Here is a 13,719-nt window from a genome sequence, read left to right on the forward strand (position 1 = left end):
CGATCGTCGGGTGGGATTGGCCGATTGCTGCGATGGTTGATGACGCCTCAATGAAAATCCCGCGACGGCGGCAAAATCCTCACATCGCGGGGGTGGCGGATTTTCTGCGCGGGCGCATCAAGGTGGTCGCGGCGGTCGTCGTTGAGGGGCTCGATCAAGGCGGCGCCCGCTGGCACCGGGTGCTTGCGGCTTAACGCATCATTGGCGAGCCCGACCAGATCGTGCGAGCGGTCGACCATCCGCTGGGCGATGAGATGCGTCACCTTTTCGGGGCTGCTCTGGATATAGCCCTCGACCAGGATGAGGCGCGCGCCCATCACCTCCTTGCGGTATTGCTCCATGATCTTGGGCCACACCACGACATTGGCGATGCCGGTTTCGTCCTCCAGCGTCATGAACACGACGCCGCTGGCGCTGCCCGGCCGCTGCCGGACCAGCACCACGCCGGCACAGCGAACGCGGCGCCGCTCGTTCTCATGACTGACGTCCTTGCAGGCGATGACGCGCTCGCGCGTGAACATCTCGCGCAGGAACTCCATCGGGTGGCCCTTCAGCGACAGGCGGATGGTCTGGTAGTCGGCGACGACCTGCTCCGGACGCGGCATCACCGGCAGCGGTTTTGCGTGCTCGTCCGGCTGCTCGCGCGCGGTGGCCGCCTCGAACAGCGGCAGCGGCACGTCGTCGGGCAGGCGCCGCACCTGCCACAGCGCCTCGCGGCGGTCGAGCCCGAGCGAGCGGAAGGCGTCGGCATCCGCCAGCAGGATCAGCGCGCGCTTGGGCAGACCGGTGTCGCGGGCGAAGTCTTCGAGCGAGGTGAAGGGCCGGCGGTTGCGCGCGGCGACGATGCGGTCGGCCCAGTCTTGAACTCTCTCCACGTTGTCATTCCGGGGCACGCGGAGCGTGAACCCGGAATCTCGAGATTCCGGGTCTGGTGCTAACGCACCATCCCGGAATGACGGTGTTGTGGGCGCGCCCCCATTGCGCACTTGCGCAATGTGGAATGACAGCTGAGAGTGTTTCAGCCTCTCCTCATCCTCATCAAGCCAATGGAAGCCGTCGATCTGGCGGAAGCCCAAGCGCACGGCGCAATATTTGCCGTCGGTGTTCTCCAGCGTGTTCTGCGCGAAGCTAAAGGACACGTCGATCTCGCGCACCTCGACGCCGTTCTTGCGGGCGTCGCCGACGATCTGTGCCGGGGCATAAAAGCCCATCGGCTGCGAGTTCAACAGCGCGCAGCAGAACGCGTCGGGGTGATAATGCTTCAGCCAGGACGAGATGTAGACGAGCTGGGCGAAGCTCGCGGCATGGCTCTCCGGAAAGCCGTAGGAGCCAAAGCCCTTGATCTGGTCGAAACAGCTCCGGGCGAAGTCGGGGTCGTAGCCGCGCGCGACCATGTTGCCGATCAGCTTGTCCTCGTACTTGCCGATGGTGCCGACATTGCGGAAGGTTGCCATCGAGCGGCGCAGGCCGTTGGCTTCCTCGGAGGTGAATTTTGCCGCCTCGATCGCGATCCGCATCGCCTGCTCCTGGAACAGGGGCACGCCCATCGTCTTGTGCAGCACCTTGTAGAGCTCATCCTTGTCGCCATGCTCCGGTGACGGAGATGGATAGCTCACTTTTTCCTGGCCGTTCCGCCGCCGCAGGTAAGGATGCACCATGTCGCCCTGGATCGGCCCCGGGCGCACGATCGCGACCTCGATGACGAGATCGTAGAAGGTCCGCGGCTTCAGGCGCGGCAGCATATTCATCTGCGCGCGACTCTCGACCTGGAATACGCCGAGCGATTCTCCGAGGCACAGCATGTCGTAAACCTTGGGATCGTCCTGCGGGACGCTCGCCAAAACCCACCGCTGACCTTTGTGCTGGTCGATCAAGTCAAAACTCTTGCGGATGCAGGTCAGCATGCCCAGCGCCAGCACGTCGACCTTCATCATGTTGAGCGCGTCGACGTCGTCCTTGTCCCATTCGATGAAGGTGCGGTCGTCCATCGCGGCATTGCCGATCGGCACATAGGTGTCGAGACGGTCTTGCGTGAGCACATAGCCGCCGACATGCTGCGAGAGATGGCGCGGGAATTCGATCAACTCGGTCGCAAGCTCGACCGCGAGGCTGATCATGGGATTGTTGGGATCAAGCCCGGCCTGCTTGACCTGCATGTCGTTGAGGCCCTTGCCCCAGCTCCCCCATACCGTGTCGGCGAGCGCCGCCGTGACGTCCTCCGTCAGGCCCAGCGCCTTGCCGACATCGCGGATGGCGCTGCGTGGACGGTAGTGGATGACGGTCGCGATGATCGCGGCGCGATGGCGGCCGTAGCGGCGATAGACATATTGCATCACCTCCTCGCGCCGCGAATGTTCGAAATCGACGTCGATATCAGGCGGCTCCAGCCGTTCCTTGGAGATGAAGCGCTCGAACAACAGATCGACCTTGGTCGGATCGACCGAGGTGATGCCGAGCACGTAACACACGGCCGAATTCGCCGCCGAGCCGCGGCCCTGGCACAAAATGTTCTGGCTGCGCGCATAGTGGACAATGTCGTGCACGGTGAGAAAATAATGCGCGTATTTCAGCTCGGCGATCAGCACGAGCTCCTTGTGCAGGGTGGCGCGGAGCTTGTCGTCGATCTTGCCGCCGAAATAAGTCTGCACGCCGGCCCAGGTCAGGTCCTCCAGATGCCCTTGCGCGGTCTTGCCCGGCGGCACCGGCTCGTCCGGATATTGGTATTTGAGCTGGTCGAGCGAGAAGTCGATTGCGCCTGCAAAGCGCATGGTTTCTGCGATCGCCGCAGGGAAATCGCGGAACAGCCGCGCCATTTCTCGGGGTGTTTTCAAAAACCGTTCGGCATTGGCCTCAAGCTTCCTCCCGATCGCCTCGATCGTGGTCTTTTCCCGGATGCAGGTCAGCACGTCCTGCAAGGGGCGGCGCGCGGGATGGTGATAGAGCACCTCGTTGGTCGCGAGCAGCGGCACTTTTGCCTTCACTGCGAGATCATCGAGCCGCGCGAGGCGACGCCGGTCGTCGCCGCGATGGAGCAGGCTCGCCGCCAGCCACACGCCCTCGGCGCGGCTTGTCTTCAGTTTTCCCAGAACATTTAACGCTTGCCCCGCGTCAAAGCGATGCGGCAGCGTCAGGACCAAAAGCTGGCCTTCGGCAAACTCCAGGAGATCGGCGAAGGTGAGATGGCACTCGCCTTTCTCGATCCGCGTGATGTCATCGCCACGCTTGCCCCTGGTGAGAAGCTGGCAGAGCCGACCATAGGCCGCGCGATCGCGCGGATAGACCAGGATGTCGGGCGTATCATCGATGAAGACGATGCGCGCGCCGATCAGGAGTTTTGGCTTGTGCAGCACTTCCGTATTGTCGAGCTCTTTGTAGGCGCGGACGACGCCGGCGAGCGTATTGTGATCGGCGATCCCGATCGCGGGAATGCCCAAAATGCTGGCCTGATGCACATAGGCGCGCGGATCCGACCCGCCGTGCAGGAAGGAGAAGTTGGTGGTGATGCCGATCTCGGCATAGGCTGGCGTATTCATGCGAAGAGACCGTGCACATACCAGTTGGCGGGAACGGACCTGCCCTCCTCGTCCACGAGCTCGCTGTCGTAGAGACCATCGCGAAAGATCCAGAACCGCAGGCCTTCGGCATCCTCGACACGAAAGTAGTCCCGCGTGAGCTGCTTGCCGTCCTGCCGCCACCATTCCATCGCGATGCGCTCGGGCCCTTCCACCCGCACCACCGCATGCAGCGCGCGCCGCCAGGTGAATTGATGTGGCGCTCCGTCCGGCACGGTCGCGAACGGCACCTTGATCGGTTCCGGTCTATCGAACAGCCGCAACGGGCGTAGCGGCGGCTCGCTCTCAACGCGCGATGGCCATTCAGTCTGCGCGGCAGCGGCGAGATGATGCTGCGCAGGCGCGGCGAGCACCGCGCACTCGGGAATATGCGTATCCTGCGGCAAGTGTACGACGACGCGCTTTCCGCCGATCCTCGCGGCGATGCGGTCGATCAGCGCGGCGAGTTCGTCATTGTCATGGACGTGCGCATCGAGATCGCACTGCTCCTGCACCACAATCTCGGTGCGGCTCGCCGAGAGACGGACCATGTCGAAGCCGAAACCGGGATCGAGGGGATCGGCGAGCGCATCCAGCCGCTCGCGAAAGAGACGATCGACGACTGCGCTTCGCGTCACCGGCCGCCCTGTCTCGACCATGATCGCGCGCACCATGCCGTCGGTGCGGAAGAAGGACGCCTCCAGCCGCCGCGCGCCCTTGCCTTGCTTCTCCATTGAGGCGATCAGCGTATCCGCAAGCCGCGACAGCGTCATCGCGATCATGGTGTCGGTTGCGATCGGCTCGGCGAAGCGTTTTTCCACGATGTAGTCAGGCAGCGGTTTTCGCGGGCTGATCGGCGCATCGCCCTGCCCCAGCGCATGCGCGAGCAGCGTCGAGAAGCGCGCACCGAAGCGCGCCGTGATCTCATGGGGGCTGCGCGAAGCGACGTCGCCGATGGTCTTCAGGCCGGCGCGGCGTAGACCCGTGGTGATGGCGTCATCCGCGCCGAGCGCGGAGACCGGCAAGGCACTGATCGCTTCCGCCTCGGCGCCATCGGCGACGATGGTGCTAGGTGCCTGCCGCGTCAGCGTGCGCGCACAGATCGAGGTCGAAGCGATCGCCGCGCTGACCGCAAAACCCTGCCGCACCAGTGTACGGACGAGCGCCTGCAACAGGTTGGCCTCGCCGCCGAACAGATGCGCGCAGCCGGTGATGTCGAGGAAGAGGCCATGCGGGGGATCGAGCGCCACCAGCGGCGTGAAGCGGTCGCACCAGTCGGCGATATCCTCGAGCGTCCTGGCATCCGCCGCGACATCGGCGTCGAAAACTTTTAATTCCGGACAGATCGCGCGGGCGTTCGCCAGCGGCTGGCCGATATGCAGGCCGAGGCGCGAGGCCGCTTCATCGAGGGCATAAATCAACAGCGCATTGTTTTCTTTGGCGACGACAATGCTCGGTTCATTTTTACCCAGCTCGACGCCGCTCACCAACAAGAGGCGCTTGATGCGATCGATGGGCAGGCGCGGCAGCCACAGGCTGAGGATACGCCGACGATTCACTGAACAGGCACTCATCACACTTCCATTCCATGATCCACCGGCCGACCGGGCCATGACGATTGCGAACGAGCTCGGCATCGAAGCAAGGCGCGCCCCAGGCGCTCCACTGAGGTCCCGGCGGTGAATGCGCCGCCCGCAACATCCATCTGGTTTCCGCGGTCGACGGCAGAGGGTTTGCTGCCATCCGCAGCAGCAGCCCGGTCACGCCGGAAGCCTGGGCTGCAAGCGTCAGCTTGCGGCTCGCCACGAGATCGAACTGTTTCGTCTCGCCCCAGAGCTCGAGCACGACGGCGCCCAGCGCATCGCAGGCAAGCGCATCGGCTGACGTCCGCAGCGCGCTCTCGATATCGGCAGCGCGCACCATCACCACGCGGCGCGGATCGAGGCCGAGTTCGGCAAGCCCGCTCATCGACAGTGCGCCTGCCTCGATTTCCGAAAAATCCTGCCGCACCCACAGCAGCGGGCGATGCGCCATCACGCGCCCCGCAAGTCCGGTGACAAAACCCGTCGCGGCCGTGCCCTGGCGTCCCTCGCAAAACACTTCGTGGATCGCCGCACGTGCCAGCCCACCCTGCAAGGCCAGATCTGCCTGGGGGTGGCCGAGCGCTACGCGATCGCGATGATGCGCGGCATCCGACGTCTCGATGCGCTCGATCTGGCCGCGCAAAGCCGCAAGCGCGCTTGTGCGTGCGCTCATGCTCGCCGCTCCTTCTCGTGATGGTCGCCAGGATCGTCAGAAAGACAAACGATCGGCTGGCTCATTTGTTCATGATATGTTCTAATATAAAGCTAACAGCGCCGCTGGAGTCAATCGAATTGGCGGGCTCTCGGATTCATGAGCGAAATCAAGAGGATTCAAGTGCCATGTACCTCATCACCCTCGATCATGAGACGGATTTCGACGGCTGGCGCAAAGCCGCGCGCGCGCTGGCACTGCATCACATCGCCCCCGTGGACGTGACGTGGGGCGTGCAAGGCCAGATCAAAGATCAAATGCCGCCCGGCCTGTCCGAAGCGCCGAGCCTGCCGCCGATCGAGATCGAAAGCACCTTCAACGTGCCGGCCAATTTCATCGAGCTTGCGCGCGTCGCGATCCTCAATCGCGACAGCGAACGCTTTGCGCTGCTCTATCGCCTGCTGTGGCGGTTGAAGGCCGATCATGACCTCTTGGGACGGATGACTGACCCTGATGTGGCGCTGGCCACCGCGATGGCAAACAGCGTGCATCGCGACGTGCAGCGGATGCGCGATGTCATCCGTTTTCGCGAGATCGGACGCGAGCAGAAGGCGCATTACGCCGCCTGGTTCGTGCCGGAGCATCACATCGTCGAATTCGCGGCGCCCTTCTTCGCGCGCCGCTATGCGGACATGCCCTGGTCGATCCTCACGCCCGACATCTGCGCCCATTGGGACGGCCACGTGATCTCGTTCACCCCGGGGATCAGCCAGACGGAGATGCCCGCACCAAGCCGCCTGGAGGAAACCTGGCGGCGCCACTTCCGCACCGACCGGCCGATCGCACCGGAAGCGCCAAAAAAGCGCGCGAGGAACCTCCCGGAAGCCTCGATACTTGAACCTCTGCTCGCCGATGCCGAACGTTGGACCGGCGGACGGAGCACGCCGCGTCCGGAGGCAGCCATGCCACGCAAACCCGCCGCCGATGATCTCGAAACGCTGCGCGAGGAAGCCGCGCATTGTCGCGCCTGCCCTCTCTACAAGGATGCGACGCAGACCGTGTTCGGTGAAGGCCCGAAGAGCGCCACCATCATGCTGGTCGGCGAACAGCCCGGCGACAAGGAAGACCTCGCTGGCTACCCCTTTGTCGGGCCCGCTGGAATGATGCTCGATCGCGCGCTGGAAGAGGCCGGCGTCGATCGCAGGAAGGTCTATGTCACCAACGCGGTGAAGCATTTCAAGTTTGTACCGCGCGGAAAAATCCGCCTGCACCAGAAGCCGAACACGCCGGAGATCCGCGCCTGCCGGCAATGGTATGAACGGGAACTGGCGGCCCTCCAGCCCAGCCTCGTCGTCGCGATGGGCGCGACCGCCGCGCAAAGCGTGTTCGGCAAGATCACGCCGATCGGCAAGAACCGAGGCCGGCTGATCGATCTTGCCGACGGCCGCAAGGCGCTGGTGACGGTGCACCCGTCCTATCTGCTGCGGCTGCCGGACCCCGAGGCCAAGGAGCTGGAATATCAGCGTTTTGTCGACGACCTGAAGATCGCAGCCGGATTCCGGGAAAAATCGGCACGGGCAGCGTGATGTAACTCACGCTGCGCCGCAGCGGATACCCGTGGAGAAACGTCGTCATTTCAACTGCCTGTCACATGCCGCGCGCAAAGTCGGGGCACAGGGACAGGAGAGTTTTCAATGAGTGACCTTGCTTTACCCGGCTCCATCGAGCCGGCCTTGCGGAGGGGCCCCGACCTCGACCGCGGTTTTCATCCGCTGACCGGCATTATCTACATGGGGGTCATCGCCGCGGCGCTGCTCTTCGTCGCCTACAGCATCTGGGTCGACGTCGATGCGACCGGCACGCAGGTCAAGAGCATTGCGCCCTTCCTCATGCTCTTCGTCGCGCTGCTGATCGCGCTCGGCTTCGAGTTCGTGAACGGCTTTCACGACACCGCCAATGCGGTCGCAACCGTCATCTACACCCGCTCGCTGCCCGCCCACGTCGCCGTGGTCTGGTCCGGCATGTTCAACCTGTTCGGCGTGCTGCTCTCGAGCGGCGCGGTCGCGTTCGGCATCGTCTCGCTGCTGCCGGTGGAGTTGATCCTCCAGGTCGGCTCCAGCGCGGGCTTTGCCATGGTGTTCGCGCTGTTGATCGCGGCGATCATCTGGAACGTCGGCACCTGGTATTTCGGCCTGCCGGCGTCGAGCTCGCATACGCTGATCGGCTCGATCATGGGCGTCGGCATCATGAATGCGGTCCTGCACGGCCGCAGCGGCACCTCGGGCGTCGACTGGACCCAGGCCACCAATATCGGCAAGGCGCTGCTGTTGTCGCCACTGTTCGGCTTCGCGCTCGCCGCCGGCCTGCTCCTGATCCTGCGCACCGTGCTGCTGCGCGCAACGCCCGCTTTGTTTGGCGAGCCGAAGGGCGACCAGCCGCCGCCGTGGTGGATCCGCGGCATCCTGATCCTCACCTGCACGCTGGTGAGCTTCTTCCACGGCTCCAATGACGGCCAGAAGGGCATGGGCCTGATCATGCTGATCCTGATCGGCACCGTGCCGACGGCCTATGCGCTCAATCGCGCACTGCCGGCGAGCCAGATCGAGGCGTTCGTCGCGAACTCGGAGGCCGCGAGCAAGGTGATCGAGGCCAAGGCCGCCGGCTACAACGTCATCGGCAATCCGCGGCCCGCAGTGACCAACTACGTCGCTCAACACGAGGTCAACGGCGGCACGTTCCCGTCGCTCGCCGTGCTCGTGCGTGACATCGCAAAGCAGGTCACCACCTACGGATCGCTGGCGAAGGTGCCGGCCGAAGTCGTCGGCAACACCCGCAATGACATGTACCTCGTCTCGGAAGCAATCCGCTTCCTGATGAAGGACAAGGAGGCCGAGCTCAGCGCCAACGACGTCGCCGTGCTCACCGCCTACAAGGGCTCGCTCGACAGCGCCACGAAGTTCATCCCCGGCTGGGTGAAGATCGTGGTCGCCATCGCACTTGGGCTCGGCACCATGGTCGGCTGGAAGCGCATCGTCGTCACGGTCGGCGAAAAGATCGGCAAGACGCACCTGACCTACGCGCAAGGCGCCTGCGCCGAGATCACCGCAGCCGCCACCATTGCCGCCGCCGACGTCTACGGCCTGCCGGTCTCGACCACGCACGTGCTGTCGTCCGGCATCGCCGGCACGATGGCGGCCAACGGCTCGGGCCTGCAATGGGCGACGATCCGCAACATCGCGATGGCCTGGGTGCTCACCCTGCCGGCCGCGATGATCATCTCCGGCGTGCTCTACTACGTGTTCTCGCGGGTGTTCTGAGCGCTACGCCACTCAACGACAAAGGGCCCGCGCATCGCGCGGGCCCTTTTCATTTTGGCCTGACTTGCGCGCTTACGACGCTGCCAAAGAATTCTCCACCAGCTTGATCCAGTACGACGTGCCGTAGACGATCGCTTCGTCGTTGAAATTATATGCGGGGTGGTGGAGACCTGCGCTGTCGCCGTTGCCGCAGAAGATGAAGGCGCCGGGGCGCGCTTCCAGCATATAGGCAAAATCCTCGCCGCCCATCAGCGGCGGCATCTCATGCACATTGGCATCGCCTGCGACCTGTTTGGCCACCGTCCGCGCGATCTCGGTCTGCGCGGCATGATTGTTCACCACCGGATAATTCCTCTTGTAGTGCAGATCGATTTTCGCGCCGGTGATCTGTGCCACGCCCGCCACCACTTCGCGCACGCGCTTCTCGACGAGAGCGCGTACCTCCGGCGTCAGCGTGCGGATCGTGCCCTTGAGCTCAGCCGTCTGCGGAATGACGTTGCGGGCATTGCCGGCGTGGAATTCGCAGATCGAGATCACGGCCGAATCCAGGGGATCGATGCTGCGCGCGACGATCGACTGCAGCGCCGTGATGACCTGCGCGCCGACCAGAACGGAATCGACGCATTTGTGCGGGCGCGCGGCGTGGCCGCCGAGACCCTCGATCTTGATGTCAACCTCGTCAGTCGCCGCCATGATCGGCCCCTGCCGGATCGCGAACGAGCCGATGGGAATGCCGGGGCCGTTATGCATGCCGTAGACCTGGTCGATGGCAAAACGCTCCATCAGCCCGTCCTTGACCATGGCCGCGCCACCCGCGCCGCCCTCCTCGGCTGGCTGAAAGATCACGACCGCATCGCCGGCGAAATTGCGGGTCTCGGCGAGATAGCGCGCCGCGCCGAGCAGCATCGCGGTGTGGCCGTCATGGCCGCAAGCATGCATCTTGCCCGGATTCTTCGAGGCGTAAGGCAGGTTGGTCTGTTCCTCGATCGGCAGCGCATCCATGTCGGCGCGGAGGCCAATGGTCTTGATGCCCTCGCCCGCCGGCTTCTTGCCCTTTATCAGCCCGACCACGCCGGTCTGACCCATGCCGGTGACAACCTCATCACAGCCGAACTCGCGCAGGCGGTCCGCAACGAATGCTGCGGTGCGGTGAACGTCGTACAGCAGCTCCGGGTGCTGATGGATGTCCCGCCGCCAGGCCTGGATGTCAGGTTGAAGGTCGGCGACGCGGTTCACGATGGGCATGGAGGATCTCAAGCTTTCAGTTGGGAATACAGGACTGTCTACCATGCAAGCGGCGGTCCACCTAACTGCTTCGGACATGGCCTTGCCCGCCGTCATGCTTGGGCTTGTCCCGGACATCCACGACCGACTATTAGGACGGCAAGCGCGTGAATGCCCGGGACAAGCCAAAGACCGAGCCTGGGCATGTCGACCATCTGGGTGGAAGCAGAATGCCAAGGCGGCTCGAAGGTGAGTTTGACTACATTGTCGTCGGGGCCGGCACGGCGGGCTGCATCGTCGCCAACCGGCTCTCGGCTGATCCGAAGAACCGCGTCCTCATTCTCGAGGCCGGCGGCGACGACAACTGGATCTGGTTCCACATCCCCGTCGGCTATCTCTTCGCTATCGGCAACCCACGCTCGGACTGGATGTTCAAGACCGAGGCCGAGCCCGGGCTGAACGGCCGCGCACTCGCCTATCCCCGCGGCAAGGTGATCGGCGGCTGCTCGGCGATCAACGCCATGATCTCGATGCGGGGACAAGCCGCCGACTACGACCATTGGCGCCAGCTCGGGCTCACTGGCTGGGGCTATGATGACGTGCAGCCGCTGTTCAAGCGGCTGGAGGATCACTTTCTTGGGCCGAGCGAGCATCACGGTGTCGGCGGCGGCTGGCGCATCGAGGCGCCGCGGCTGTCCTGGACCATTCTCGACGCGGTCGGAGATGCCGCAGAGGAGATGGGCATCAAGCGCATCCCGGATTTCAACACCGGCGACAATGAGGGCACGAGCTATTTCCACGTCAACCAGAAGCGCGGCCGGCGCTGGTCCTCGGCGCGCGGCTTCCTCAAGCCCGCGCTGAACCGGCCCAATCTGCGGCTCGAGAAGCACGTGCTCGTCGATCGTCTCATCATCGAGCAGGGCCGCGCCGTCGGCGTGCGCTTCATCCAGAATGGCGAGACCATCGAGGCGCGCGCCAGGCGCGAGGTGATCCTCTCGGCCGGCGCGATCGGCTCGATCCAGGTCCTGCATCGCACCGGCATCGGACCTGCCGACTGGCTGTCGCCGCTCGGCATCGACATCGTGATGGACCGGCCCGGGGTGGGACGCAATTTGCAGGACCATCTGCAACAGCGCGCGATCTACAAGGTCGAGGGCGTGCGCACGCTGAACGAAACCTACTACAATCTGTTCCGCCGCGGCCTGATGGGGCTCGACTATGCTTTCCGCCGCCGCGGTCCCCTCACCATGGCGCCGTCGCAACTCGGCATCTTCACCCGTTCCGATGCGACGCGCTCGCGCGCCAACATCCAGTTCCACGTGCAGCCGCTCTCGCTCGACAAGTTCGGCGATCCCCTGCACCGCTTCCCCGCGATCACGGTCAGCGCCTGCAATCTCCAGCCGACCTCGCGCGGCTCCGTACGCCTGCGCGCGGCGACGCCGGACGAGAAGCCGATCATCGCGCCGAATTACCTCTCGACCGAAGACGACCGCCAGGTCGGCGCCGACGCCATCCGCACCACGCGCCGCCTGATGCAGCAGAAGGCGCTGGCAAAATATCACCCGAGCGAATATCTGCCCGGCCCCTCCGTCGGCGATGACGATGCCTCGCTCGCCAAAGCCGCCGGTGATATCGGCACCACCATCTTTCATCCCGTCGGCACGGCGAAGATGGGCACGGCCAACGATCCGATGGCCGTCGTCGACGAACGCCTGCGCTTCTACGGCCTCGGCGGCCTGCGCATCGTCGATGCCTCGATCATGCCGACGATCACGTCAGGCAATACCAACACACCGACTGCGATGATCGCCGAAAAGGGCGCGACGATGATTTTGGAAGATGCGAAGTAAACGCACCGCGGCATGATCACTCAGCATCACCATTCGATCGGACCCGCCGGCGCGCAGATTGCGCTGGTGCAGTGGGGAGAGGGAGAGCGGCGCAAGCCGCCCGCGCTGCTGCTTCACGGCACCGGATTCGTCGCCGACGTCTGGAACGAAGTCGCCCACGATCTCGCATCGAGCTACACCGTCTATGCGCTTGATCGCCGCGGCCACGGCGCGAGCCACAAGCCCGGCGCCTATCACTTCCTCGATTACGCCGACGATATCTGCCGGGTGATTGAAGCGCTCGATCTCTCCGACATCTACGGCATCGGCCACAGCGCCGGCGCGACCGACCTGCTGCTCGCGGCAAAGCTCCTGCCCGCCCGTTTCACGCGCCTGTTCGTGATGGAGCCGACCGTGATGGACCCGCGCCAGCCGCGCGATGCATCGGCGGGATTGAGCGAATGGGCGAGCGCTGCCGTGCAAGGCGTGCTGCGGCGCCAGCGCGAGTTCGACGGTTTTGATGCCGTCTTCAAGCGCTACCGTGCCGCGCCTGCATTTGCGGATTGGACTGAGGCCTCGCTCTGGGCCTATGTGAAGCACGGCTTCAACCCCCTCGCGGATAGTCGGGTGCGGCTCTGCTGTACACCCGAGATCGAGTCCGCGATCCTGCGTCCCATCTTCGAAGCGATGGAGCAGATCTACACGGGCGATACGCGCGGCAACCCGTTCGGATACCTGACCGAGATCGACTGCCCGGTGCGCATTACGACCGCCGAGAAGTCGGGCGCGATCTACAAGCAGATGGCATCCCGCGCGGTGTCGCTCATTCCGCGCGTCAGTGCGGAGACCTTCGACGGCGTTGGCCATTGTGTGGCGCAGGAGGCGCCGGCCCTCGTGGTGCAGGCCGTGCTGGAGTTCTCGGCCTAGCCCTGCGGCCCTTTGCGAAACCTGAAGTCGCAGCAGGCTCCGCCTTCCATGATCGTCTGGCTGCGGGACAGCTCGAGTTCGTCGTTGAAGCCGGCCAGCATGGCATGGTCTCGATTGCAGTGGACGCGGGCGCCGAGATCCGCGAGACCCAGCTCCTTGTAGAACTCGGCGTATTGACAGCGCGTGACATTGAAATCGAGATGATCTTCGGACTCCGCGACCACCGTGACATCCATGCCGCCACCGCCGGCCCAGAGCTCCTGCGCCACGGTTCGCAGCGACGCAGTTGACTTTCCATAGGCTGCCGCCCACCTCGCGCCGTCCTCGGCGGCGAGCCGACGTATCGTTTCGTCAACGACTTCGCGCATTGCGCTTTGACCAAATCGGTCGCGCAACACCTGAATGAACGGAATCAGCACGCGCCCTTCGATCTTCCGGCGCTGCAGGTGGCTGATGGCAACTTCGCTCGTATCAACCATTGTCGACCGCCTCTTTCATGGACTGACATGTTTGTTTCACGCCGCCATCCACGGATCAAACCAGATCTTCTGAAGCGTTGACTTAGATTTTCTATGCCACGAAGATGTGCGCTTCCGGAGCGAGAGGACGCTTTGTGCGATGGGCTATCGGTTCCTC

General features: G+C 64.2%; 9 protein-coding genes. 4 read left to right on the top strand and 5 right to left on the bottom strand.

All coding sequences use genetic code 11. The features are described from left to right. Nucleotides 1–47: 47 nt before the first annotated feature. From YUU_RS0146255 to YUU_RS0146265, 3 genes are read right to left on the bottom strand one after another with little or no spacing between them, the layout of a single operon-like run. Nucleotides 48–3,533: an error-prone DNA polymerase gene (locus YUU_RS0146255; protein WP_027528176.1), complete on the bottom strand. Its 3,486-nt coding sequence runs from the start codon at nt 3,531–3,533 to the stop codon at nt 48–50. Further along, nucleotides 3,530–5,125, bottom strand: coding sequence for a DNA polymerase Y family protein (locus YUU_RS0146260; RefSeq protein ID WP_035665309.1), 1,596 nt, complete (start codon nt 5,123–5,125; stop codon nt 3,530–3,532). Before YUU_RS0146260 ends, YUU_RS0146255 begins: the two co-directional genes overlap by 4 nt. Further along, a complete protein-coding gene (locus tag YUU_RS0146265; RefSeq protein WP_027528178.1) occupies nt 5,016–5,807 on the bottom strand; it encodes an ImuA family protein in 792 nt (263 codons plus the stop codon). Before YUU_RS0146265 ends, YUU_RS0146260 begins: the two co-directional genes overlap by 110 nt. A 167-nt stretch (nt 5,808–5,974) precedes the next feature. Here YUU_RS0146265 and YUU_RS0146270 point away from each other — a divergent pair, with 167 nt between their 5' ends. After that, entirely contained in the window at nt 5,975–7,372 is a 1,398-nt protein-coding gene (locus tag YUU_RS0146270) for a UdgX family uracil-DNA binding protein (protein ID WP_027528179.1), read from the top strand. Between the two features lie 108 nt (nt 7,373–7,480). Next, complete coding sequence (locus YUU_RS0146275) at nt 7,481–9,103, top strand: inorganic phosphate transporter (RefSeq protein WP_027528180.1); 1,623 nt, start codon at nt 7,481–7,483, stop codon at nt 9,101–9,103. A 72-nt stretch (nt 9,104–9,175) separates the two neighbouring features. On the opposite strand, the gene YUU_RS0146280 is transcribed toward YUU_RS0146275, so the two are convergent. Further along, a complete protein-coding gene (locus YUU_RS0146280) occupies nt 9,176–10,348 on the bottom strand; it encodes a M20 aminoacylase family protein (RefSeq protein ID WP_027528181.1) in 1,173 nt (390 codons plus the stop codon). A 209-nt stretch (nt 10,349–10,557) separates the two neighbouring features. On the opposite strand from YUU_RS0146280, the gene YUU_RS0146285 reads away from it, so the two are divergent. Further along, on the top strand, nt 10,558–12,177 hold the full coding sequence (locus YUU_RS0146285; protein ID WP_027528182.1) for a GMC family oxidoreductase: 1,620 nt from the start codon (nt 10,558–10,560) through the stop codon (nt 12,175–12,177). Nucleotides 12,178–12,189: 12 nt separating this feature from the next. Continuing rightward, nucleotides 12,190–13,083, top strand: a complete 894-nt coding sequence (locus YUU_RS0146290; RefSeq protein WP_027528183.1) for an alpha/beta fold hydrolase — start codon at nt 12,190–12,192, stop codon at nt 13,081–13,083. On the opposite strand, the gene YUU_RS54600 is transcribed toward YUU_RS0146290, so the two are convergent. After that, on the bottom strand, nt 13,080–13,562 hold the full coding sequence (locus YUU_RS54600) for an L-2-amino-thiazoline-4-carboxylic acid hydrolase (protein WP_035665312.1): 483 nt from the start codon (nt 13,560–13,562) through the stop codon (nt 13,080–13,082). The two genes, YUU_RS0146290 and YUU_RS54600, sit on opposite strands and share 4 nt — an antisense overlap. Nucleotides 13,563–13,719: the final 157 nt, after the last annotated feature.

The organism is Bradyrhizobium sp. Ec3.3 (assembly GCF_000472925.1).
Classification (GTDB): domain Bacteria; phylum Pseudomonadota; class Alphaproteobacteria; order Rhizobiales; family Xanthobacteraceae; genus Bradyrhizobium.